Below are 23,549 nucleotides of genomic sequence, written 5' to 3'. Positions count from 1 at the left end.
GTTAGAACACCGTTTCCCACTCACGACCCCGGGCTCCTGTCTCAGACGCGCGACACTAGCCCAGCCGCAGTTTCGGCTTGTGCTCCAAGTGGGAGAGCCCGTTCCAAGCCAGGTTCACCAGGTGCGCCGCGACCTCGTCGCGCTTCGGCTTGCGCGCGTCCAGCCACCACTGGCCGGTCAGCGCGACCATGCCCACCAGAGCCTGCGCGTACAGCGCCGCCAGCTTCTCGTCGTAGCCGCGGGCCGCGAACTGCTGGGCCAGGATGTGCTCCACCTGGCTCGCGATGTCGTTCAGCACCGTCGAGAACGTGCCTGTCGAGCTCGCCACCGGCGAATCGCGGACCAGGATCCGGAAGCCGTCGTGGGAGTCCTCGACGTACGACAGCAACGCCGTCGCCGCCTGTTCCAGCATCACGCGGGGGTGGCCGCCGTGCAGCGTCGAGACCATGCGGTCCAGCAGCAGCTGCGTTTCGCGGTCCACGACCACCGCGTAGATGCCCTCTTTGCCCCCGAAGTGCTCGTACACCACGGGTTTCGAAACGTTGGCGCGGTGCGCGATCTCCTCGATCGACGTGCCGTCGAAGCCCTTCTCGGCGAACAACGCCCGCGCCACGTTGAGCAGCTGCTGACGCCGCTCGCTGCCGGTCATCCGGACGCGCGTCACCGGGGCGACCGGACGCGCCCCGGTGACCTGCTCACGCTTCGAACGTCGTCTCCCCGCCACCAGTGCAGCCTAGTTGACTAGCCCTTTTCCGTCGCGATTCGGGCCAGCCGCTGCGGCGTCGGCCAGCGGACGTCGTGCACCCAGCCGAACTTCTCGAAGATCCAGATCAGCCGCGCGGAGATGTCGATCTGGCCGCGCTTGACGCCGTGGCGCGCGGACGTCGGGTCGGCGTGGTGCAGGTTGTGCCACGACTCGCCGAACGAAAAGATCGCCAGCGGCCAGAAGTTCGCCGACTTGTCGCGCGCGGCGAACGGGCGCTCGCCGATCATGTGGCAGATCGAGTTGACCGACCAGGTCACGTGGTGCAGCACGCAGATGCGCACCAGCCCGGCCCAGAAGAACGCGGTGACCGCGCCCCACAGCGACCACGAGATCAGCCCGCCCAGCAGCGCCGGCAGCAGCAGGCTGACCAGCGACCACAGCCAGAACAGGTCGTCGACCTTCTTGATCGCCGGGTCCTTGACGAGGTCGGGCGCGAAGCGCTCGGCGTTGGTCTGGTCGCGCTCGAACAGCCAGCCCATGTGCGCGTGCCAGAAGCCCTTGGCGATGGCCCACGGCGAGGTGCCGAACGCCCACGGGGAGTGGGGGTCGCCGTCGCGGTCGGAGAACGCGTGGTGGCGGCGGTGGTCGGCGACCCAGGTGATGACCGGGCCCTGCAGGGCGATGCTGCCCGCGATGGCCATGACCACGCGCAGCCACTGCTTGGCCTTGAACGAGCCGTGCGTGAAGTAGCGGTGGTACGACACCGTGATGCCGAGCCCGCTGATCGCGTAGAACACCACGAAGATGCCGACGTCGACCCAGCTCAGTCCCCAGCCCCAGGCGAACGGCACAGCCACCAGCAGGGCGACCAGCGGCGCGATCACGCCGAAGTAGACCGAAAGCTGCACGCCGATGCCTCGCGTGCCTTCGATGACGGGTTTGGGCCCCTTGGGTGCCGAAGGCTCCCCGGCGGGCTGAGAACGGTCGAGCGTGGCCGTCATACGCTTCACTTCTTCCTGCACGGGTGCCCTTTTACGAAGGGTGACCTAACCTACGATGCCGTAAGTTACGGTACAGGAGGTTCGGGCTGCTGGGGAGTGCCGGAACCTCACACCGGTACTTCGGAACGGGAGTACCCGGCGGACGGGCCCCTAATGCATCCCCCGCGCGGACAAACACCCGATCGTCGCTATCCTGACCAGGATCGATCCGCCGTAGTGTAATCGGCAGCACTTCAGATTTTGGTTCTGACAGTTCAGGTTCGAATCCTGGCGGCGGAGCAGCAGCAGAAGGACCCGAACCCACGACACCGGGAGGTTGGCGCTGACCGACGAGGCGACCGACCCGGTGGCGGCCAGGCGTCCCGCACTGGCCGAAATGTCCGACGCCTGGCTCGTCGGGCGTGCCCGGGAGCTGATCGCCGCGGTCCAGCGGCAGGATTACACCCAGCAGCTCCAGATCGTCGAGCTGATGGACGAGCTGCTCGACGAGACCCAGCGGCGCGGCGAACCGACGATGATCGCGCAGCTACTGCGTGCGTCGGCGATCGCCCGGCTGATCACCAGGGGCCTGGCCGCGGAGGCCGAACCGCGGCTCGACGAGATGCTCGCGCACACCCGCAGGCACGGCCTCGCGCTGCTGCGGGCCGACGCGCACGCGCTGCGCGGCCGCCGCCTGGTGATCGCCGCGCAGGAGGATCCGGCGCTCACCGAGATCGCCCGCGCGCTCGCCATCCTCGACGACTCGGCGATCCCGAACCGGCAGGTCGGCATCCGCGCCTGGAACCGGATGCTGTGGTCGGCGCTGAACGACTGCTGGATCGTGCTGAACCAGCTCGGCGTGTACGAAGCCGCCGAGGAGGTCATCGGCCGCGCCGCCAGCGCGATCCGCGAGAGCGCGAGCCCGCACGAGATCACGCTGCAGCTGATGAACCGGGTCAAGATGCTGCTCGGCTGGGGGCTGCGGCTCGAGCGCATCGACGAGTACGACGAGAGCGCCGAGAAGTTCCGCACCGCCGCGTCCATGGCCGTCGCCGCCGAAGGGCCGTTCACCGAGTCGCTGTTCCCGCGGAAGGCGGGCGTCCCGGCCGTCGACCAGGTCGGTGTCCTCGCTTCGGCGCAGGCGCTGCACAGCCCGAGCGCCGACCAGATCGACCGGCTCCGGCAGCTGCACGAAGGCACCGGCTACCCGGGCGAACGCGAGATCGTCGCCATCGCGCTGGCCCGCTGCCTCGACCAGGCCGGCCGCCGCGAAGAGGCCCTCGACGTGCTGCGGCACGCCCGCGAGTCGCTGACCGAAGACACCTCGCAGCCGTCGATGCGGCTGAACATCGCCCGCGAGCTGGCCCGGCTCGACACCAGCCCGGACTACGCGTCCGGCGCCAGCCAGTCGCTGATCGACTACGCGACCCGCCTCGAATCCGAGATGTGGAGCCTGCGCGAGTCGCAGATCGCCACGCTGAACGCGCGCCGCGAGCACGAACGGCTCTCCGCCGAGCACGGCGCGATCACCCAGCAGGCCCTGCAGGACCCGCTCACCGGCCTGCCGAACCGGCGCGCGCTGGACGAGAAGCTGCGCCAGCTCGCGTCGTCGGCCGACGCGCAGCCCCTCGCCGTCGCGCTGGTCGACCTCGACGGCTTCAAGGGCGTCAACGACAAGCAGTCGCACGCCGAAGGCGACAACGTGCTGCGGGTCGTCGCGAGCACCCTCCGTGACGCGCTGCGCGGCGACGACCTCGTCGCGCGGTACGGCGGCGACGAGTTCATCGTGCTGCTCCCGGGCACGCCCGCGTCCGCGGCGAAGATGGCGCTCGGCCGGGCCGTGAAGTCCGTCGCGGGCCTGCCGCACCACCTTTCGCACGGCGTCACGCTGTCCATCGGGCTCGTTTCGCTGCGGCCGCAGGAGCGCGGCGAGCAGGTTCTCGCGCGCGCGGACGCGGCCATGTACCAGGCGAAACGCGGCGGCGGCAACCAGGTGGCGTCGGCCAACTCGATGGCCGCCGACCCGGCCGCGGCGTGGGCGGGCGAAGGCCTTCCCACCGACCCGGCGTGGGAACCCGAAGAGCCCAGTTAGGATCGGTGCCCGACAGAAGCCATTCATTGGTAACCGTTGGGAGCGTCGTTGACCGGCCCGCTGAGCACGTTGATCCTGGCCGCGGGTGAAGGCACCCGCATGCGTTCCTCGACGCCGAAGGTGCTGCACCCCATCGCCGGGCGGCCCCTCGTCGAGCACGCCGTCCGGGCCGCCGCCGGCCTGGACCCCGAGCACCTCGTCGTGGTGACCGGGCACGGCCGCGAGGCCGTCGGCGCCCGGCTCGCCGAAGTCGCCGCGGCCCTCGGGCGCGAGGTCGGCACCGCGGTGCAGGCCGAGCAGAACGGCACCGGCCACGCCGTGTCGTGCGCGCTCGCCACGCTGCCGGCGGACCTCACCGGCACGGTGATCGTCAGCTACGGCGACGTCCCGCTGCTGGACACCGCGACGCTGCGCGCCCTGCTCGACGAGCACACCGAGGCGAAGAACGCGGTCACCGTGCTCACCGCCGTGGTCGCGGACCCGACCGGCTACGGCCGGATCACGCGCGACGCGGCCGGCAAGGTCACCGGGATCGTCGAGCACAAGGACGCCACCCCGGAGCAGGCGGAGATCACCGAGATCAACTCGGGCGTCTACGCGTTCGACGCTGCTGTGCTGCGCGACGGCCTTTCGCGCCTGTCGACCGACAACGCGCAGGGCGAGCTCTACCTCACCGACGTCCTGGGCATCGCGAACGGCGACGGCCTCGACGTCGGCGCGCTCGTCGTCGACGACCCGTGGCTGACCGAGGGCGTCAACGACCGCGTGCAGCTGTCGGTGCTCGGCGCCGAGCTCAACCGCCGGATCGTCCGGCGCTGGCAGCGCGAGGGCGTCACGGTCGTCGACCCGGCCACGACGTGGATCGACGCCGGCGTGACGCTGTCGCGCGACGTCGTCATCGAGCCCGGCGTGCAGCTCAAGGGCACGACGACGGTCGGCGAAGGCACCACGGTCGGGCCGGACAGCACCCTGACGAACATGACCATCGGCGCCGGCGCGTCCGTCGTGCGGGTCCACGGCTCCGACTCCGAGCTGGGCGACCGCGTCAATGTCGGTCCGTTCACCTACCTGCGGCCGGGCACGAAGCTGGGCGAGAAGGGCAAGCTCGGCGCGTTCGTCGAGACGAAGGCCGCCGACATCGGCGCCGGCACGAAGGTGCCGCACCTGACCTACGTCGGTGACGCCACGATCGGCGAGTACAGCAACATCGGCTGCTCCAGTGTGTTCGTGAACTACGACGGGGTGAACAAGCACCGGACCGTTATCGGGTCGTATGTCCGGTTGGGAGCGGACAACACGTTCGTCGCTCCGGTGCAGGTCGGTGATGGCGCTTACAGTGGGGCGGGTGCCGTGATCCGCGAGGACGTCCCCCCGGGCACACTCGCGGTGTCGGCGCCGCCGCAGCGCAACATCGAAGGCTGGGCGATCCGGCGCCGGCCGGGTACGCCCGCGGCGGAGGCGGCCCAGGCCGCCCTCGACGCCGAGTCAGCAGCAGGAACCGACGGGGAGTCGCCAGCATGAGTCCGAAGTCAGGTACGCCGAAGAAGAACTTGATGCTCTTCTCCGGACGGGCGCACCGGGAACTCGCCGAAGAGGTCGCCCAGCACCTCAACGTGACGATCACCCCGCAGACGGCGCACACGTTCGCCAACGGCGAGCTGTTCGTGCGCTTCGAGGAGTCCGTTCGCGGCACCGACGCCTTCGTCATCCAGGCGCACACCACGCCCATCAACGAGTACGTGATGGAGCAGCTGATCATGGTGGACGCGCTCAAGCGGGCGAGCGCGAAGCGGATCACCGTGGTGATGCCCTTCTACCCGTACGCGCGCCAGGACAAGAAGCACAAGGGCCGCGAGCCGATCTCGGCGCGGCTGATCGCGGACCTGTTCAAGACCGCGGGCGCCGACCGGATCATGACGGTCGACCTGCACACCGCGCAGATCCAGGGCTTCTTCGACGGCCCGGTCGACCACCTGATGGCCCAGACCGTGCTGGCCGACCACATCAAGAAAACCTACGGCAACGCCGACATCACCGTCGTCTCGCCGGACTCGGGCCGCGTGCGGCTGGCCGAGAAGTGGGCGCAGACGCTGGGCGACCGGCCGATCGCGTTCATCCACAAGACGCGCGACCCGGACAAGCCGAACCAGGCCGTCGCCAACCGCGTGGTCGGCAAGGTCGAGGGCAAGCTCTGCGTCCTGATCGACGACATGATCGACACCGGCGGCACGATCGTGAAGGCCACCGAGGCCCTGATCGACGAGGGCGCGGCGGACGTCGTCATCGCGACGACCCACGGCATCCTGTCCGACCCGGCGACCGAGCGCCTCTCGCAGTGCAAGGCGCGCGAGGTCATCGTGACGAACTCGCTGCCGATCCCGGAGGAGAAGCGGTTCGAGGGCCTGACGGTCCTGTCGATCGCGCCGATGCTGGCGGAAGCCATCCAGCAGGTCTTCGAAGACGGCTCGGTGACATCGCTCTTCGACGGCAACGCCTGACCCGTCGTGAGTGTTTAGGGCGGTTCTAACCGCCCTAAACACTCACGACCAGCTGCGGCAGACTTGCCAGGCGAGCTGTCCGCCGGGCGCGAACTTCGCGCCCGGCGGCGGTTTCCGGCGCTACCGTCCCGGCATGGGGAACTTCAAGTTCGGCGTCAGCTTCCGCGAAATCGGCAGCCGGGACGCGTGGATCGCCAAGTGCCGGCGGGCCGAAGAGCTCGGCTACGACGTCATCACCGTGCCCGACCACCTCGGCACCGGGCGGTTCGCGCCGTTCCCGGTGCTGGCCATGGCGGCCGCCGTCACCGAGCGACCGCGGCTGGGCACACTCGTGTCCAACGTGCCCTTCTACAACCTCGCGCTCTTCGCGCGCGAAGCCTCCTCGACGGCCACGCTGCTCGACGGCCGCCTCGACCTCGGCCTCGGCGCCGGGCACATGAAAGCCGAGTTCGACGCTGCCGGCATCCCTTGGCACAACGCCGCCGAGAGGATCGGCTACCTCGAGGGCAGCCTCGGCTACCTGCGCAAACACTTCGACGACGAGGGCATCGACCACCCCCGGCTGCTCATCGCGGGCAACAGCGACGGCGTCCTGAAACTGGCCGCCGAGCACGCGGACGTCGTCGGGTTCGGCGGGCTTCGGCAGCAGCCCGGGAAACCGCCGGGCACCTTCAAGCTCGACAACGCCGAGGCCATGGATGAGCGGGTGCAGTACTTCCGTTCGAAGACCGGCCGCGACCCCGAATACAACATGCTGGTGCAGCACGTCGAAGTCACCGACGACCGGGTGAAAGCGGCCGAAGCCTGGCACGAGCTGACCGAGCGCAGCGCCGTCCCGGACGCCCGTGAGCTCCTCGACGCGCCCCAGCTGCTGCTGGGCACGGTCGAGGAGATCGCCGGACAGCTGGAAACCCGGCGCGAGCGCTACGGCTTCTCGTACATCACGGTCTTCGAGCCCTTCTTCGAGACCTTCGCGCCCGTGCTGAAAGAACTTCAGTAGGCGACGGTGAACCGCGCGCGGCGGTGCTTCGGCTGCTCGATCTCGTCGACGTACGCGATCGCGAAGTCGTCGCCGCCGATGTGCGACTTGCCGTTCTCGTCGGTCACCAGGACGTCGCCGCCGATCCGGAACTCGCCCCGGCGCTCGCCCGGGGTCCAGGCACCGAACTCGGCGGCGGGGCTGACGTAGAACCAGTCGAGGCCCTCGGGCTGCTCGCGCAGCAGGCCGAGCACCCCGGCGTGGCTGCCGGCCTCGTCCTTGTACTCGGCCGGGAACTCCGGGGTGTCGAACAGCCGCGGGCCGCCCTCGGCGACCAGCAGGCTCGCCGCGCCGCCCACGAACGACAGCCGGACGCCGTTCTCGCGCGCGATCCGGGCGAGCGACGGCACGGCGTCGATCAGCTTCTTGCCGTCGATCGCGCGGGCCGGGGTGGCGACCACGAACACGTCGGCGTCCTTCGCCAGTCCCGCGACGAACTCCTCGTCGTGCAGCGAACCCTGCCGCTAGTCGACGCCTTCGGGCGCCGAACCGGGGTTGCGCGCGACGCCGACCACCTCGTGCCCGCGCCGCACCGCCTCGGCGCCGATCTTGCCCCCGGCGTACCCGGTCCCCCCGAAAACCACCAGCTTGGCCATGTCATTTCTCCCGTTCGATCCGGCTGTACGCAGCCGATGCTAAGAACGGAAGATCCCCTACTTCAACGGAAGCAACGCACCGCCGGGTAGGTGTCCAGCTCAGCCGCCCAGGCCCGCGAACTCCGCGGCGACCTGCTGCTTCACCGCGTTGGCGTCGAGGGCCGCGCGCACCTCCGCCGTCGCGTTCGGCTTGGACAGCACCTGGTAGCTGGCCGTGCGGTTCGGCAGCTTGAACTTGACTGTGCAGGACATCTTCACCGTCGCGTACGGCTCGGAGTCGGCCGCCGAGGTGCAGGTCTGCGCGCCGAGCGAGTCGGCGCTGACCTCGACCGAGAGGGTGATGTGCACGACGCTCTTCCCGCCCGAGGCCGGCGAACCGACCACGCTCGTGGAGACGTCGACGGTCGTCGTGCAGGAGCCGACGAAGTCCTTGCAGTCGAGGTTGTCGTTCGTGACGACGGCGCTGGCCTGCACCAGGCCCTCGAACGGCTGCCCCAGGCCGCCGACGGCGTTGTCGAGGTCGGTGTGGAACGCCTTCAGCGCGTCGCCGGTGATCGGGTCGACGCGCAGCTCCGCGCCGAACTTCGGCCCCGCCTGCGGGTCGAGCAGCGCCGGGGCGAAGCTGACCACCCGGTTCGGCTTGGCCGTGGAGACCCGCAGGACGCTCGGCGCGGCGCCGAGCTGGTAGACCTCGGTGCCGTCCGGGAGCTTCGCCTTGACCGGCTCGCCCAGCCGGTCGAGACCGGCCAGCGCCTTGCGCAGGCCGTCCGCCAGCGCCTGCGGGGCGAACCGGGCCGCGGGGTCGAAGGGCAGCTCGGAGCCGAGCGAGCGCACCCAGCTCGTGCCGAACTGCGTGCCCTCGTCGATGGCGTGCGCCTTCCAGTAGTCGGCGTCGGCCTGCAGGTAGAACTGGCCGGCGGCGGAGATCGCCTGGACGACGCGGCCTTCGAGCGGCAGCCCGCCGAAGGCGGTGCCGCCGCGGGTGACCCGGAACTGCTGCTCGGCGCCCTTGGTCGTCGACTTCAGGGAGAGCGCGGGCGCTTTGCCCAGCGCGGTGAGGGCCGCGTCGACCGCGGCGCGCTGCTCGGCGCGCAGGTCGGCCGTCCGCTGGTCGGCCGCGGAGACCCCGGCGGTGCCGGGGACCGCCACCTGGCAGCCGGCCAGCAATCCGCCCAGCAGCAGCACCGCCGCCGCCATGGCCCGTCGAGCCCGCATCTTCCGCCCCCTGCTTCGCGCCTGCGTCCGAGCACACCTCGGCCGGTGAAGTCCCGCCACCGGATTTGTGTCGTCACGCACCGGGGTTCAGGAGGGTTCTAGCCTGGGCCGGGCCCCCGCCGCAACCCACCGTGATGAGGTTGGTTTACACTCTTGAGGTTGTCTCGGCGAGGCGGGGCCCTTCTGGGGTGCCCGGCGTGATCGACGCGGCGGCTCGAGTAGCCCCCGTCGTCGTGCACGCCCGGAAACTCGCCGCCGAACGCAACCGCCTGAACAGAACAACGCCCGCATCCCCCGCCGCAGCATGCTGTCTCCCGCACCATGTTCGTGATTTGAAGGAGTGCCACACCGTGTCCGAGGTACGTCTGTCCGTCGAGCCGCGCACCGAGTTCGGCAAGGGCGCCGCGCGCCGCACGCGTCGCGCCGGCAAGATCCCCGCCGTGCTGTACGGCCACGGCTCGGACCCGCGGCACTTCGCGCTGCCGGCCATCGAGTTCGCCCGCGTCGTCCGTGAGAACGGCTCCAACGCCGTCATCACCCTCGCCATCGAGGGCTCCGACGAGCTCGCGCTGACGAAGACCATCGTCGTGCACCCGCTCAAGAACTACATCGAGCACGTCGACCTGCTGGTCGTGAAGCGCGGCGAGAAGATCGTCGTCGACGTCCCGGTCGTCGTCACGGGCACCCCCGGCCCCGGTGGCCTGGTCAACCAGGACGTCGACACCCTGCAGGTCGAGGTCGAGGCGCTGCACATCCCGGAGCAGTTCGAGGTCTCGATCGAGGGCCTCGAGGTCGGCAGCCAGGTGCTGGCCGGCCAGGTCGAGCTGCCGCAGGGCGCCACCCTGGTCACCGACCCCGAGTCGCTGGTCGTCGCCGTCAACGAGCCGCAGCGTGAAGAGGCCGGGGACGAGGCCGCCGAAGCGGGCGACGAGTCGGCCGAAGCCACCGAATAAGGTCACCGCGTGACCGAAGACCTGCCCGGGGCCGGCGAGCTGATCCTGCTCGCCGGCCTCGGCAATCCCGGACCCCAGTACGCCGGAAACCGGCACAACGTCGGTTTCATGGTGCTGGACGAGCTCGCCGCCCGCATCGGCGGCAAGTTCAAGTCGCACAAGAGCGGCGGCGAGGTGCTCGAAGGCCGGCTGGCCGGCCGGCGCGTGGTGCTGGTGAAGCCGCGTACGTACATGAACCTCTCCGGCGGGCCGGTGGTCGGCGCGGCGCGGTTCTACAAGGTGCCCCCGGCCGGCGTGGTCGTGGTGCACGACGAGCTGGACGTCGACTTCGGCGCGCTGAAGCTCAAGTTCGGCGGCGGCGACAACGGCCACAACGGACTCCGCTCGATCACGAAGTCGCTGGGCACCCGCGACTACTACCGGGTCCGCTTCGGCATCGGCCGCCCGCCGGGCCGCCAGGACCCGGCGGACTTCGTGCTGAAGGACTTCTCGACGGTCGAGCGCAAGGAGCTCCCGTTCGAGGTGGACCGGTGCGCGGACGCGACCGAAGCGCTGGTCGGCACCGGTCTCGCGGCCGCGCAAAACGCCTTCCATGCAGGCTGACAACGGTGGCAAGGTAAGCCCATGACCCCTGACGAAGTCCGGGCGATCGCGTTCGGCAAACCCCGCTTCGGCCGACGCGGCTACAACGAGGACGAGGTCGACGCCTTCCTCGACCTGATCGCCGAGGCGCTGGCCGGCCGGAACATCCTGACCGCCGACGACATCCACTACGTCGAGTTCACGATCATGCCGGTCGGCATGCGCAGCTACGACCAGGCCCAGGTGGACCTGTTCCTCGACGAGGCCGAGGCGGCGCTGATCGAGCTGCGGAACCCGCGGCCTGCGGTCGAGGAGCCGCGCACGCAGGGCCCGCGGAAGTGGTTCGGCCGGTCCTGACGGTGTGAGACCGGCCACACAGCGCTGAGTAGTCCCGGCTCACTCACAGGCGGACGGGGAGCGCCCGTCGGGGTGAGCTTCGAGGTCCGCCCCTTCCGGGGAGCCCGTTCCCGGGTTAGGACGGTGTACGGCAGTTCGCACCGCCCAACCCCGGAATCGGAGAGTTGCATGTCGTTCACCGCCGAAGACCTCGCCGAGGTCACCTTCGGTAACGCCCCGATCGGCCGCCGTGGCTACGCGAAGCACGAGGTCGACGAGTTCGTCCGGCGCATCGCCAAGACGTTCGCCGAGGAGGACGACCTGACCGCCGCCGAAGTGCACCACGTCATCTTCGCGAAGCCGCTGATCGGCAAGCGCGGCTACGACGAGCGCGAGGTCGACGACTTCCTCGACGCGGTCGAAGATCAGCTCGCCGCGCGCACCGGCCACGCCCCGGACCTCCCGGGCGCCCGCACGGCTTCGGAAGCCACGGCCGAACGCGCCACCCCGCCGACGATCCGCGCGGAGCGGCTCCAGCAGCGCTAGCCCCTAGCGCCCCAATGTGGCATTGGGTGCGTCCCACGCACCCAATGTGGCGTTCGGTGCGTCCCACGCACCGAACGCCACATTGGGGCGCTCGGGTTAGGCGTCCGCGTTGCGAGCGATCTTGTCGGCGAACTGCAGAGCCGTCGCCGCGCGCTTGACCTTGCCCGACGGCGTCTTCGGCAGGCTCCCCGCCGGGAGCACCACGACCGCGTACGGCCGCATGTCCACCGCGTCGCGCACCCGCGCCGAGACCTGCTTCATCAGGTTCTTCTCGGCCTCGGCGTCGCCCGCCAGCTTCGACTCCACGACCACCGCGAAGCGCTCACGCCGGCTGCCCGCGTCCAGCCGCACCGCCACCGCGTTGCCCGCCCGCACACCCTCGACCGACGTCGCCGCCCGCTCGATGTCCGTCGGGTACAGGTTGCGGCCGCCCATGATGATGACGTCCTTGCGGCGGCCGCAGATGACGATCTGGCCGTCCACCAGGTACCCGAGGTCGCCGGTGTTGAGCCACCCCTCGTCGTCCTGGGTGGCGACCGGGCCCTCCATGGTCAGGTAGCCCGGCGTCACGGCCTCGCCGCGCAGCCGGATCTCGCCGACCTCCCGCTCGCCGACGCGCGTGCCCGCGTCGTTGACGATCTCGGCTTCCAGCCCGTCCAGCGGACGGCCGAGCAGCGCGAACGACCGGACGCTGTCGGTGCCGCGCCGCGGGTCGCCCTCGGGCACCGGCACCGCGCGGTTGTCCGCCTCCAGCGCGTCGGCCTCGACGACGTCGAGGGTGAGCCCGGTGAACAGCGGCGCGAACGACACGGCGAGCGTCGCCTCGGCCATGCCGTAGGCCGGGAAAACGCATTCCGCCGGCATCTTGAACCGGGCGCCGGCGTCCACGAAGGTCTGGACGGCGGTCTCGTCGATGGGCTCGGCGCCGTTCAGGGCGATCCGCAGCTTCGAGAGGTCGTAGGCGTCGTCCTCCTCGACCCGCGCCATCCGGCGCCCGACGATCGCGTACGCGAAGTTCGGCGCCGCCGTCGTCGTGCCGCCGTACTTGGTGATGAGCTCCGGCCAGATCAACGGGCCCGAGAGGAACTCGACCGGCGTGATCTTGACGAGCTCGACGCCGAAGGTCATCGGCACGGTCAGGAAACCGACCATCCCCATGTCGTGGAACGTCGGCAGCCAGGACACCATCACGTCGGTGTCGAAGTCGAACTCCGCGCGGTCGACCATGGCCTTGACGTTGGAGTAGAGGTTCCCGTAGGTGATCCGCACGGCCTTGGGGTCGGCGGTCGAGCCGCTCGTCAGCTGCAGGAGCGCGGTTTCGCCCTCGTCGGTGGTGACGACGTCGGCGAGGGGTTCGGCGTCGACGAGGTCGCTGATCAGCTTGAAGCCGATGCCCTTCTGCTCCAGCACCGGCGCGAGCTGGTCGAAGGGCTCGCCCAGCAGCACCAGGTTCGAGCCGATCATCCCGAGCACGCGCACGGTGTCCTCGGCCCATTCGGCGAGGTCGGTGCGCGGGGTGGGCTGGTGCAGCATGGTGACGCTGCCGCCGGCCAGCCAGACGGCCTGCACGGTCGGCGCGATCAGCACCGGCGCCGCGGCCAGGACCGCGACGGCACCCCCGCGTTCGAACCCACCCGCGACGAGCCCGCCGGCGATCCGCCGGGCTTCCTGGTGCACCTCGGCCCAGGTCCGCCGGACCGGCTCCTTGGGCTCCCCGGTGACCATGCCACGCTGCTGACCTCGTCCCGCCGCGGTGGCGACGAGCGTGTCCACGAACCTGCTCATGGGGCAGACATTACTGGCAGCTGTGTCACTCCAGCAGTTCGGACGTCTCCAGCCAGCGGCCCTCGACGTCCTCGATCTCGCCCTGGACGCCCTTCAGCTCGGCGTTGAGCTCCATCAGCTTCGCCGGGTCGGTCGCCGCCTCCAGGAGCGCCGCGTGGAGCTTCTCCTCCTTCGCGTGCAGCTGGTCGAGCTTGCGCTCCAGCCGGCCCAGGTCCTTCTGGGCCGCCCGCAGGTCCGCCGCCGACTTCTTGGCCTCGGCCTTCGCCGCCGTCGGGGCCGCCGCGGCCGCCGGTTCCTTGGCGAGGGCGCGGCGGTTCAGGTACTCCTCGATACCGCCCGGCAAGTGGGTGATCCGGCCGTCGCCGAAGAGGGCGACGATCGTGTCGCAGACCCGTTCGACCAGGTAGCGGTCGTGGGAGACGACGACCATCGTGCCCGGCCAGCCGTCGAGGAGGTCCTCCAGCTGCTGCAGCGTGTCGATGTCCAGGTCGTTCGTCGGCTCGTCGAGCAGCAGCACGTTCGGCTCGGCCATCAGCAGCCGGCACAGCTGCAGCCGGCGCCGCTCGCCGCCGGACAGATCCCCGACCGGCGTCCACTGGCGGGACTGCGGGAAGCCGAGCTTCTCGCCCAGCTGCGACGCCGTCATCTCCTGCTTGCCGAAGACCACGCGCCCGGCCACCTGCTCGATCGCCTGCAGCACGCGCAGGTCGCCGGGCAGGTCGTCGAGCTCCTGGCGCAGGTGCGCGAGGGCGACCGTCTTGCCCTCGATCCGCCGGCCGGTCGAGCCTTGGACGTCGCCGCCGAGCAGCTTCAGCAGGGACGTCTTGCCGGAGCCGTTGACCCCGACGAGGCCGATCCGGTCGCCCGGCCCGACCCGCCAGGTGACGTGGTCGAGCAGCGTCCGGTCGCCGACCGTGTACGTCGTGTCTTCCAGCTCCAGCACGGTCTTGCCCAGGCGCCGCTTGGCGAACGCCATCAGCTCGACGGAGTCGCGCGGCGGCGGCACGTCCGCGATCAGCGCCTCGGCGGCGTCGATGCGGTAGCGCGGCTTCGACGAGCGCGCCTGCGGGCCGCGGCGCAGCCACGCCAGCTCCTTGCGGGCCAGGTTCTGCCGCTTCTCCTCGGCCGTCGCGGCGAGCCGCGCCCGCTCGGCGCGCGCGAAGATCCAGTCGGCGTAACCACCTTCGTACTGCTCGACGCGGCCGTTCGCGACCTCCCAGGTCAGGCTCGCGACGGTGTCGAGGAACCACCGGTCGTGCGTGACGACCACGACCGCGATCCGCCGGGTCAGCAGGTGGTCGGCGAGCCACTGGACACCTTCGACGTCCAGGTGGTTGGTCGGCTCGTCGAGCACGACGAGGTCGAGCTCGCCGGTCAGCGCGGCGGCCAGGGAGACCCGGCGCCGCTCGCCACCGGAGAGGTTCGCCGTCGGGGTGTCCAGCCCGATCGCGGTGATCCCGAGACCGTCCACAATGGACCTCACGCGCGCGTCGGCCGCCCATTCGTGCTCGGCGCCGTAGCGTTCGAGCACGACTTCGCCGACGCTGCTGCCGTCCGGGAGTTCGGTTCGCTGAGTGACCACGGCCATCCGCAGGCCACCGACATGGCTCACCCGCCCGGAATCCGGCTCGGTCAGTCCGGAAAGGACTTCCAGGAGGGTGGTCTTGCCACCCCCGTTGAGCCCGACGACGCCGATGCGCTGCCCGGCCGCGACGCCGAGCGACACACCGTCCAGGAGCGGGCGCACCCCGTAGGACTTGCTCACCGCCTCCAGGTTGACCAGGTTGGCCATCCGCTCAGCCGATCCTTTCCACGATGACGAACCGGGTCGCCACGACCTGCGTCGTGTCGTCCACGGTGAACTCCGGATCCTTCAGCGCCGCGCGCATTTCGGTTCCCTGCCAGAAGTCGGTGTGCCCGGCGCGCCAGCCGGCGACGCTCGTGAAGCCCTCGCCCTCGTCGAGCGCGTGCCGCAAGTCCACTTCGGAAAGACGAAGGACGCGCACGTCGGTGGTCTCGATGACCGCGACCCCGGTGCCGGACGAGTCGAGCACGAGTTCACGCTCCCCCACGAGGGGCAACGCTTCGCCGGACAGCTCGTATTCCCGGAGCAGCCCGGAGGTCGTCGTCTTCGAGCCGTCCAGGATCGCCGCGACCAGTTTGTCGCGCAGCGGGCCGGGGAACGCGAACTCGGCGTGCTTCACGCGTGCACCCGCGGCGGCGCCGGGCGCGGTGCGTCGTCCCCGCCGACCACGCGGGCGCCGGGGACCGGGCCGTGCGCCACCCGGACCGTGCGGCAGACCCCCGCGCCCGAAAGCTCCGCGGCGACCTCGACCGCCGATTGCGCGTCTTCACAGAGGAACGCGCAGGTCGGGCCGGATCCGGAGACCGTGCCGGCGAGCGCGCCCGCGTTGACGCCGGCCCGGAGCGTCCGGCGCAGCCCGGGCCGCAGCGAAACCGCCGCCGCCTGGAGGTCGTTGCCCAGCAGCAGCGCCAGCTGACGCGGGTCGCCCGAGGCCAGCGCCTCGACGACGGGGGTGTGCGCGCCGATCCGCGGCGGGTTGCCGTCGGCGCGCAGGCGGTCCAGCTCCTTGAACACCTTCGGCGTCGACAGCCCTTCGGAGTCGAAGGCCAGCACCCAGTGGAAGGTGTGCCGCGACAGCACCGGGACGAGCTGCTCGCCCCGCCCGGTGCCCAGCGCGGTGCCGCCGTAGAGCGCGAACGGGACGTCGCTGCCCAGTCCGGCGGCGATCTCGGCCAGCTCGTCGCGCGTGATGTCGAGGTTCCAGAGGCTCGACAGCCCGACCAGGGTCGCCGCCGCGTCGGCGCTGCCGCCCGCCATGCCACCCGCGACGGGGATGCCCTTGCGCAGCACCACCCGGACGTTCGGCTCACCGGTGCGGCCGACGTGCGCGGCCAGCGCTTCGACCGCGCGCCAGGCGAGGTTGGTGCCGTCGGCGGGCACCGAGCCTTCGCCCTCGCCGTAGATCTCCAGCCCCGGCTCCTCGGTGACCGCGACGGTCACCTCGTCGGTCAGCGACAGGGCCTGGAACACGGTCACCAGCTCGTGGTAACCGTCTTCGCGCAGGTCGTCGACCGCCAGGTGCAGGTTGACCTTGGCCGGGACCCGGACGGTGACTGGAGGCGGAACTACGGCGAGCACCCGACCAGCCTACGTGCCCGCGGAAACGCCCCAATGTGGCCTTGGTTGCGTTCAACGCAACCAAGGCGGCCTTCGGTGCGTTGAACGCACCCAAGGCCGCCCTGGGGCGCTGGGGTCAGGCGGCCGCGACGCCCTGTGGGCCGCGGGCGGTGTGCGTCACGTGGCCGCCGCGCTCGGCGACCCACGCCAGCGCCGCGTCGGCCCGCTCGCCGCGGACGCCGAGGCGGAACCGGCCGACCGGGGTGTCGCCGATCCGGGTCAGGCCGCCGCCGATGGTGGCGAACTCGACGTCGAAGCGGCCCGCGGCCTCGGGCAGCAGCGCACCGATCGACGCGAAGCCGACCAGCACGACGTCGACCGAGCGGTCGTAGCGCGACGACTGAGAACGGGAGGTCTCGATGGCCGGCAGCAGCGCCTGCGCGGTGCGGCTGGCCGGGTTCGAGATCAGGTCGAGGACGGTGCCGCGCTCGACGACCGTGCCGCCTTCGAGCACCGCGACGTCGTCGCAGACCCGGCGGACCACCCCGGCGTCCGGCGTCGTGACCACGACGGTGGTGCCCAGCTCGGAGCGGGCGCGGTCGAGCACGGTGAGCACCGCGCCGGCCTCCTCCGGGTTGATCCCGGCGGTCGGGTCGTCGGCCAGCAGCACCGCCGGCGCCGCCGCCAGCGCCTTCGCGACCGCCACGCGGCGGAGCTGGCCCTCGGTCAGCTCGCCGGGACGCTGCGTCGCGCGCTGCGTCAGGCCGACGAGGTCGAGCAGCGAGCCGACCCGGCTGCGGCGCTGCGGGCCGTCGACGCCGAGCTGCTCGAGCGGGGAGGCGATGTTGCCGGCGATCGTGCGCTCGGCGATCAGCTCCGGCTTCGTCGAGACGACGCCCAGCTGGCGGCGGATCTCGCGCAGGCGGCGGCCGTCGAGGGTGCCGGTGTTGAGGCCGTCGAGGCGGACGACGCCGCGGTCGGGCCGCTCCTGCAACGCGATGCAGCGGGCGAGGACGGACTTGCCCGACCCGGCGGGCCCGACCACGCCGAACAGCGAGCCGGCCTGGACCTCGACGCTGACGTCGTGCAGGGCGACGACCGAATTTCCGTTGGTGGCAAAGGTTTTGGACAGGTTTTCGACGGTGATCACGAAGGCTCCAGAAAACGGGGTGCGCGCAGCGCGCGACACCCGGCCGCAGTCGAAGTCCGTCCTTTATGGACGGTGCATGAAGAAGAGGTGGACCGGCTCGGGCAAGCTCAGCGGGAGCGCCGACATGCGGTCACGGAGCGGCGGCCTTCGTCGACTACGCGACGCCTGGTCAGGAGCAGGGGGCGAGCTACCCTCTTCATCGGAAACGGCCTCCATCGGTCCTGGCGGTAGCACCTGCCCCGTGGAGGGTGGTTGCTGCGACTTCGGCGAGCCAGGTCTCTCAGTCGCTCGGGATGGACGTACTGAGTAAAACCGATCCCGAGGAGCGAAAGCAAGCCTGTTGGCCCAGATCACACGACTGGAGGTGTCCGAATCGCGAGATCGCACGTCAAGAGGCGTATTTTCGCCGAACCTCGTCGACTTCTGTGACATCCGGGGCTTCGCCCCGGGCCGGGGGCCCCGCCACCCGGAACCCCCGGAAAGCTCCAGAGTGGACGTGCTAACGGGCGGCGGCCAGCCGGGCGAAGTCGTGCACGCCGAGCTGCTCACCCCGGGTCTTCGGGTCGATCCCGGCGGCCGTCAGCAGCTCGCCGGCCCGCTCGGCCGAGCCCGCCCAGCCCGCGAGCGCGGCGCGGAGCGTCTTCCTGCGTTGGGAGAAGGCGGCGTCGACGAGGCCGAAGAGCCGGTCGCGGTCGTCCGACGCCGGAGCGTCACCGCGTTCGAAGGCGACGAGCGCGGAGTCGACGTTCGGCACCGGCCAGAACACCGAGCGCGGCACGGCGGCGACCTTGCGCGCCGGGCCGTAGTAGGCGAGCTTCACGCTCGGCACGCCGTAGATCCGGCTGCCAGGGCCGGCCGCCATCCGGTCGGCGACCTCGGTCTGGACCATGACGAGACCGGACGTCAGGGACGGCACCTCGGCGAGCAGGTGCAGCACGACCGGCACGGCGACGTTGTAGGGCAGGTTGGCGACGAGCGCGGTCGGCTGGGCGGGCAGGTCGTCCTTGGCGATGCGCAGCGCGTCGGCCGCGACGACCTGGAGCTTGCCGGCGACCTCGGGCGCCCGGTCCGCGACGGTCTCGGGCAGCCGCTCGGCGAGCTTGGGATCGATCTCGACGGCGACGACGTGCGCGCCGGTGGCGAGCAGGCCGAGGGTGAGCGACCCGAGCCCGGGCCCGACCTCGAGGACGACGTCGTCCGGGCCGACGCCGGCGAGCTCGACGATCCGGCGGACGGTGTTGGGATCGTGCACGAAGTTCTGCCCGAGCTTCTTGGTCGGCCGCACGTCCAGCTCGGCCGCCAGCCCGCGGATCTCGGCAGGTCCCAACAGTTCAACCACCGGCCGAGCTTACCGATGGGGCATCTCGCGTGATTGAGCAGGCAGCACGCGTGACTGAAGGGGCATCACCCGTGATCCGGCGGGCATCGGCGTGGTGCCCCGGCAATCACACGTGATGCCCCTCCGGACACGCGTGATGCCCGTCGGCGCACGCGAAACGGCCCCCACCCGCGAAGGGTGAGGGCCGTTTCGGAAAAGCGTCAGGCCTTCTTGCCGCAGACCGGCCAGGCGCTGTAGCCGCCGCGGGCGTCGCGGACCTTCTCCGCGATCGCGATCTGCTGCTCGCGCGAAGCCTGGCTCGGGAGGCTCGCGTACTGGTCGCCGCCGTAGGCGTCCCACGTGCGCTTGTCGAACTGGAGGCCGCCGTAGTAGCCGTTGCCGGTGTTGGTGGCCCAGTTGCCGCCCGACTCGCACTGCGCGATGCGGTCCCACGCGGAGCCGTCGCCGATGTCCGGCGTCGGGGCCTTCTTCGTCCCGATGTGGATGATCTTCGGCTTCGGCTGGGTGATGACCTGCTCGGAGACGCTCTCGCGGGAGACCTCTTTGCCGTTCTTCTGCGTGACCTTGTAGGTCACCATCTTCTCGCCGGGCGTGCCGGGGTCCTCGACCGAGGTCTTGCCCTTTTCGAGGTCCGGGTCGTCGACCTTCTGCTCGGGCGGGTCGATGCTCTCCTTCTGGACGACCGTCGAGACGCCGGTGCGGCTGATGTGCACCTCGGCGCCGTCGGTCAGCTTGACGTCCAGGCCGCCTTCGGCGGCGTCCTCCGGGCCCAGGGTGAGCTTGTACTCGCCCAGGAACTCCTTGGTCGTGACCGCGGTGGTCGTGACCTTCTTCGGCTCGTTCGCGCCGTCGTAGAGCGTGATGTTCTTGAGGGTCTTGATCTCGACGGTGGCGCCCTGCAGGGGCAGCTCGCCGTCCTTCGGCATCGACATCCACGTGCCGGGCTTGTCCATGCCCGCCATGCCGAGCTGGCCGAGCGCGTCGCCGAGGTGCGTCGCGCGGACCCAGGAGGTGTGCTCCGCGCCGTCGACGATCAGCTTCAGCTGACGGCCGCGCTCGAGCTTGATGACCCCGCCGTCGCCGACCTCCGCCTGCGGGGACGGGGAGAGCGAGTCGTGCGCGCCGACGGACAGGCCCGCGTCCTCCAGCACCTCGCCGACGGTGTCGCCGAACGAGTGCACGGTGGTCTGCTGGCCGTCGACGTCGACGGTGATGCTCTTGTTCATCGCCAGCGCGGCCGCGCCGCCGCCGGCGACGCTGATCATGACGCTGAGGACGGCACCCTTGAGGAAGCGGCGCTTCCAGATCTTGGTGGTCTCGCGCAGACCCTCGTCCAGCGCGGCCCGCTTGGCCTGCGGGGACGCGGTCCGGTCCGCCTCGATCTCGTCAGGAATGACGATCGGCGGCAGGTACGTCGTCTCGGCGTTGATGAGGCGGATCAGCTCGTCGACGTCGACGTCGATCTCGGCCATCATCGCGTCGGCGTCGGGGCCGAGCGCGGCGAGGATGTCCTGCTGCGTGATGTTCGGGTCGTCGGAGAAGTCGAGCTGGCCGTAGGCGGTGTCCTCGTAATGACGCTCGAGGACGGCCGCGGAGCGCGCTCCAGCCTGTCTGCTACCTGTCACCGGGTCGTTCCCTTTCCCAAGACACCGTTCGGGGCGGCGTCTTTACGTCTGGGCCCGCAGCCGGCGCCATCGTCACGGTTCCGGGTCGTACCTGACCCCGGTTCCGCTTCCCCGACGTGCACTGACGTGACTGTGGGCGTAACAGTCGGCAACTGCAGTCTGCAGTACCGACCGGCACGATCACGGGACAGTAACGGGTCCCGCCGGGTTGCGCAAACACCCCCCGGAGTGTCGTGATCCCCGTCACTCCATCAGGTGGACGATCAAGGAACCCTGTTGTCGCAATGCGTTCAACCCGTTGTGACACTGGGGAGTCGGTAGACCCGCTCGGCAGTGGTCCGGACCGATTCGGCGACTTCGTGGACAGCTTCGCCCCTGAGCGCCGCGAGGTGACGGACGGTGTAGGCGGCGCCGAACGGCTCGTTCGGCCGCCCACGGAACGGGTGGGGGGTCAGGAACGGCGCGTCGGTCTCGACGAGGTACTGATCCGGCGGGCAGAGCCGCGCCGCCTCATGGAGCCCCTTCGCGTTCTTGAACGTCACCGTGCCCGCGAAGGAAAGGACGTAACCCGCGTCGAGGCACTTGCGGGCCATTTCCGCGTCCCCGGAAAAACAATGGAAGATTACGGCATTCGGCGCATTCTCTTCGGCCAGGATGCGCAGGACGTCGTCGTGGGCCTCGCGGTCGTGGATCATCAGCGGCTTGTCCAGCCGCTTGGCGAGGTCGATGTGCCAGCGGAACGCCTCCTGCTGGGCGTCGTGCGGCGAGTAGTCCCAGTAGTAGTCGAGCCCGGTCTCGCCGACGGCCACCACGCGGTCCTGCGCGGCCAGGCGCTCCACTTCGGACTTCTCGGCCTCGCCGAACCCCTTGGTCCGCGTCGGGTGGATCGCCACGGCGGCCCAGACCCGGCGGTCCCAGGTGGCGGCCTCGGCGGCCCAGCGGGCCGAGGCGAGGTCGTCGGCGACCGTGACGACGCGGGCGACGCCGGCGCGCTCGGCGCGGTCGACCATGGCCGACACCTCGGCCGCGGTGACCGCGCCGCACGCGTCGAGATGGGTGTGCGCGTCCACCACCGACACCGGGAGCCGGTCCGGGACCGGCGGCAGCTCGCGCTTCTCGTCACCCATGCATACCTCTTAATCCTTCGTGATCGGTGCCCACTCCGGACCGGTCTCGCCGAGCGCCGGGTCGAGCTTGGTGAACAGCGGTGACGGTTTGGCCAGCGGCTTGCCGACCTCGATCGGCTTCGACTCCCACTTCGCCTGCTCGCCCGCGTAGTCGCCGGTGAGGATCGGGTTGACCCGGCCGGCGATGTCGAGGTCCTCGACCTCCTTGAGCTCCGGCTGGGCGGCCCAGACGCCGGTGCCGCCGAGGGCCTCGTGCACCTTCTGCGCCGAGTGCGGCAGGAACGGCGTCAGCAGCGTGTTGGCGTCGGAGACCACCTGCAGCGCGGTGTGCAGCACGGTGTCGCGCCGCGTGGGGTCGTCCTTGAGCTTCCACGGCTCCTGGTCGGAGATGTACTTGTTCGCCGCGGTGACGACCTTCATCGCCTCGCTCGCCGCCAGCTTGAACCGGGACCGGGCCAGGTGCGCGCCCGCGGTGTCGAAGGCCTTGCGGGACAGGGCCTTCAGCTCCTCGTCGGCCGCCGTCGGGGCCTCCGGGCGCGGGATGGCGCCGACGTTCTTGTGCGCCATCGAGATGGACCGGTTGACCAGGTTGCCCCACTCGTTGGCCAGCTCGAAGTTGGTCCGGCGGACGAACTCGTCCCAGGTGAAGTCGGTGTCCTGGGTCTCCGGGCCGGCGACCGAGATGAAGTACCGCAGCGTGTCCGGGCCGAAGTCGCGCAGGAAGTCCTCGACGTAGATGACGCGCCCGCGCGAGGTCGAGAACTTCGAGCCGCTCATGGTGAGGAACTCGCTGGAGACGATCTCGTCCGGCAGGTGCAGCCGGCCGTACTTGCCCGGCTCGCCGCCCTTGTCGCCCTCGCCGTTGTGCCCGAACAGCAGCGCCGGCCAGATCTGGGCGTGGAAGGTGATGTTGTCCTTGCCCATGAAGTAGTACGACCGGGCGTCGGCGTTGTTCCACCACTCCTGCCACGCGTCCGGGTTCCCGGAGCGGCGCGCCCACTCGACGCTGGCCGAGAAGTACCCGATCACCGCGTCGAACCAGACGTAGAACCGCTTCAGCGGCTGGTCGCGCCAGCCGTCGAGGGGGATCTTGACGCCCCAGTCGAGGTCGCGGGTGATCGGCCGGGGCCGCATGTCGTCGATCAGGTTCTTGGTGAAGTTGAGGACGTTCGGGCGCCAGTCGTTCTTCGTCGACAGCCAGTCGCCGAGGGTCTTGGTGAACGCCGGCAGGTCGAGGAAGTAGTGCTCGGTCTCGACGAACTTCGGCGTCTCGCCGTTGATCCGCGACTTCGGGTTGATCAGCTCCGCGGCGTCGAGCTGGTTGCCGCAGTTGTCGCACTGGTCGCCGCGCGCGCCGTCGTACCCGCAGATCGGGCAGGTGCCCTCGACGTAGCGGTCGGGCAGCGTGCGGCCGGTGGACGGGCTGATCGCCCCGCGCGTGGTCTTCGGCACGACGTAGCCGTTGCGGTGCAGCGCCAGGAAGATCTGCTGCGTCACCTCGGCGTGGTTGCCGGTCGTGGTCCGGGTGAACAGGTCGTAGGAGAGGCCGAGGCCCTGCAGGTCGGTGCCGATCTGGCGGGTGTACTTGTCCGCCGTCTCCTGCGGGGTCGAGTTCTCCTTGTCGGCCTGGACCGTGATCGGGGTGCCGTGTTCGTCGGTCCCGGAGACCATGAGCACCCGGTTGCCGGCCATTCGCTGGTAGCGGGAGAAGACGTCGGACGGGACGCCGAATCCGGACACGTGGCCGATGTGGCGGGGGCCGTTGGCGTAGGGCCAGGCCACCGCGGTCAACACTGGGGTGCTCATACCTTATTAGCCTACGGATGCCGTCCAAGGCA

General features: G+C 70.5%; 20 protein-coding genes, 1 tRNA gene, 1 pseudogene and 1 riboswitch. Of the genes and pseudogenes, 9 read left to right on the top strand and 13 right to left on the bottom strand.

What is annotated here, in order from left to right:
• Positions 1 to 55: 55 nt before the first annotated feature.
• Both QRX60_RS18310 and QRX60_RS18305 read right to left on the bottom strand, forming a co-directional pair.
• On the bottom strand, positions 56 to 649 hold the full coding sequence (locus tag QRX60_RS18310; RefSeq protein WP_286003625.1) for a TetR/AcrR family transcriptional regulator: 594 nt from the start codon (positions 647 to 649) through the stop codon (positions 56 to 58).
• Positions 650 to 741: 92 nt separating this feature from the next.
• Entirely contained in the window at positions 742 to 1,707 is a 966-nt protein-coding gene (locus QRX60_RS18305) for an acyl-CoA desaturase (protein WP_285476605.1), read from the bottom strand.
• A gap of 207 nt (positions 1,708 to 1,914) precedes the next feature.
• Between QRX60_RS18305 and QRX60_RS18300 the strand changes: the two genes are divergently transcribed.
• The 5 genes from QRX60_RS18300 to QRX60_RS18280 all read left to right on the top strand — a co-directional run bounded on the left by QRX60_RS18300 (position 1,915) and on the right by QRX60_RS18280 (position 7,276).
• Positions 1,915 to 1,986 (top strand) — tRNA-Gln (locus QRX60_RS18300).
• A gap of 37 nt (positions 1,987 to 2,023) precedes the next feature.
• Positions 2,024 to 3,778 carry a GGDEF domain-containing protein gene (locus QRX60_RS18295; RefSeq protein WP_286001985.1) on the top strand — a complete coding sequence of 585 codons (1,755 nt, stop codon included), beginning with the start codon at positions 2,024 to 2,026 and terminating at the stop codon, positions 3,776 to 3,778.
• A gap of 48 nt (positions 3,779 to 3,826) precedes the next feature.
• Positions 3,827 to 5,299: a bifunctional UDP-N-acetylglucosamine diphosphorylase/glucosamine-1-phosphate N-acetyltransferase GlmU gene (gene glmU / locus QRX60_RS18290; protein ID WP_286001984.1), complete on the top strand. Its 1,473-nt coding sequence runs from the start codon at positions 3,827 to 3,829 to the stop codon at positions 5,297 to 5,299.
• Positions 5,296 to 6,276, top strand: a complete 981-nt coding sequence (locus tag QRX60_RS18285; protein WP_286001983.1) for a ribose-phosphate diphosphokinase — start codon at positions 5,296 to 5,298, stop codon at positions 6,274 to 6,276. Before glmU ends, QRX60_RS18285 begins: the two co-directional genes overlap by 4 nt.
• A 133-nt stretch (positions 6,277 to 6,409) precedes the next feature.
• A complete protein-coding gene (locus QRX60_RS18280; RefSeq protein ID WP_286001982.1) occupies positions 6,410 to 7,276 on the top strand; it encodes a TIGR03621 family F420-dependent LLM class oxidoreductase in 867 nt (288 codons plus the stop codon).
• Here QRX60_RS18280 and QRX60_RS18275 read toward each other — a convergent pair.
• A pseudogene (locus QRX60_RS18275) lies at positions 7,270 to 7,911 on the bottom strand (NAD(P)-dependent oxidoreductase). The gene QRX60_RS18280 and the pseudogene QRX60_RS18275 overlap by 7 nt on opposite strands.
• A 99-nt stretch (positions 7,912 to 8,010) precedes the next feature.
• The gene (locus QRX60_RS18265; protein ID WP_286001979.1) at positions 8,011 to 9,126 is read right to left on the bottom strand and encodes a hypothetical protein; all 1,116 of its coding nucleotides are present in this window, start codon (positions 9,124 to 9,126) and stop codon (positions 8,011 to 8,013) included.
• A gap of 350 nt (positions 9,127 to 9,476) precedes the next feature.
• On the opposite strand from QRX60_RS18265, the gene QRX60_RS18260 reads away from it, so the two are divergent.
• From QRX60_RS18260 to QRX60_RS18245, 4 genes are all read left to right on the top strand, one after another.
• Positions 9,477 to 10,079: a 50S ribosomal protein L25/general stress protein Ctc gene (locus tag QRX60_RS18260; protein ID WP_286001978.1), complete on the top strand. Its 603-nt coding sequence runs from the start codon at positions 9,477 to 9,479 to the stop codon at positions 10,077 to 10,079.
• A 9-nt stretch (positions 10,080 to 10,088) separates the two neighbouring features.
• Positions 10,089 to 10,682, top strand: coding sequence for an aminoacyl-tRNA hydrolase (gene pth / locus QRX60_RS18255; RefSeq protein WP_286001977.1), 594 nt, complete (start codon positions 10,089 to 10,091; stop codon positions 10,680 to 10,682).
• Between the two features lie 21 nt (positions 10,683 to 10,703).
• Complete coding sequence (locus tag QRX60_RS18250; protein WP_286001976.1) at positions 10,704 to 11,018, top strand: DivIVA domain-containing protein; 315 nt, start codon at positions 10,704 to 10,706, stop codon at positions 11,016 to 11,018.
• 168 nt (positions 11,019 to 11,186) lie between these two features.
• Positions 11,187 to 11,543 carry a DivIVA domain-containing protein gene (locus tag QRX60_RS18245; RefSeq protein WP_286001975.1) on the top strand — a complete coding sequence of 119 codons (357 nt, stop codon included), beginning with the start codon at positions 11,187 to 11,189 and terminating at the stop codon, positions 11,541 to 11,543.
• Positions 11,544 to 11,639: 96 nt separating this feature from the next.
• Here QRX60_RS18245 and QRX60_RS18240 read toward each other — a convergent pair whose 3' ends face one another.
• The 9 genes from QRX60_RS18240 to metG form a co-directional block, all read right to left on the bottom strand.
• Positions 11,640 to 13,328 carry a fatty acyl-AMP ligase gene (locus QRX60_RS18240; RefSeq protein ID WP_286001974.1) on the bottom strand — a complete coding sequence of 563 codons (1,689 nt, stop codon included), beginning with the start codon at positions 13,326 to 13,328 and terminating at the stop codon, positions 11,640 to 11,642.
• A 25-nt stretch (positions 13,329 to 13,353) separates the two neighbouring features.
• A complete protein-coding gene (locus tag QRX60_RS18235; protein WP_286001973.1) occupies positions 13,354 to 15,120 on the bottom strand; it encodes an ABC-F family ATP-binding cassette domain-containing protein in 1,767 nt (588 codons plus the stop codon).
• A 4-nt stretch (positions 15,121 to 15,124) separates the two neighbouring features.
• On the bottom strand, positions 15,125 to 15,532 hold the full coding sequence (locus QRX60_RS18230; protein ID WP_286001972.1) for an ASCH domain-containing protein: 408 nt from the start codon (positions 15,530 to 15,532) through the stop codon (positions 15,125 to 15,127).
• On the bottom strand, positions 15,529 to 16,491 hold the full coding sequence (locus QRX60_RS18225) for a 4-(cytidine 5'-diphospho)-2-C-methyl-D-erythritol kinase (RefSeq protein WP_286001971.1): 963 nt from the start codon (positions 16,489 to 16,491) through the stop codon (positions 15,529 to 15,531). Before QRX60_RS18225 ends, QRX60_RS18230 begins: the two co-directional genes overlap by 4 nt.
• A gap of 115 nt (positions 16,492 to 16,606) precedes the next feature.
• Entirely contained in the window at positions 16,607 to 17,620 is a 1,014-nt protein-coding gene (locus tag QRX60_RS18220; RefSeq protein ID WP_286001970.1) for a methionine ABC transporter ATP-binding protein, read from the bottom strand.
• Positions 17,621 to 17,829: 209 nt separating this feature from the next.
• Positions 17,830 to 17,920: riboswitch (SAM riboswitch) on the bottom strand.
• Positions 17,921 to 18,119: 199 nt separating this feature from the next.
• Positions 18,120 to 18,959, bottom strand: a complete 840-nt coding sequence (gene rsmA / locus QRX60_RS18215; RefSeq protein WP_286001969.1) for a 16S rRNA (adenine(1518)-N(6)/adenine(1519)-N(6))-dimethyltransferase RsmA — start codon at positions 18,957 to 18,959, stop codon at positions 18,120 to 18,122.
• Between the two features lie 200 nt (positions 18,960 to 19,159).
• Positions 19,160 to 20,584, bottom strand: a complete 1,425-nt coding sequence (locus QRX60_RS18210; RefSeq protein ID WP_286001968.1) for a resuscitation-promoting factor — start codon at positions 20,582 to 20,584, stop codon at positions 19,160 to 19,162.
• A 290-nt stretch (positions 20,585 to 20,874) separates the two neighbouring features.
• Positions 20,875 to 21,711, bottom strand: coding sequence for a TatD family hydrolase (locus QRX60_RS18205; RefSeq protein ID WP_286001967.1), 837 nt, complete (start codon positions 21,709 to 21,711; stop codon positions 20,875 to 20,877).
• A gap of 9 nt (positions 21,712 to 21,720) precedes the next feature.
• A complete protein-coding gene (metG, locus tag QRX60_RS18200) occupies positions 21,721 to 23,517 on the bottom strand; it encodes a methionine--tRNA ligase (protein ID WP_286001966.1) in 1,797 nt (598 codons plus the stop codon).
• Between the last annotated feature and the right edge of the window lie 32 nt (positions 23,518 to 23,549).

It is taken from the genome of Amycolatopsis mongoliensis, assembly GCF_030285665.1.
GTDB classification, from domain to species: Bacteria; Actinomycetota; Actinomycetes; order Mycobacteriales; family Pseudonocardiaceae; genus Amycolatopsis; species Amycolatopsis mongoliensis.
This window is presented reverse-complemented; position numbering and strand designations above follow the sequence as displayed.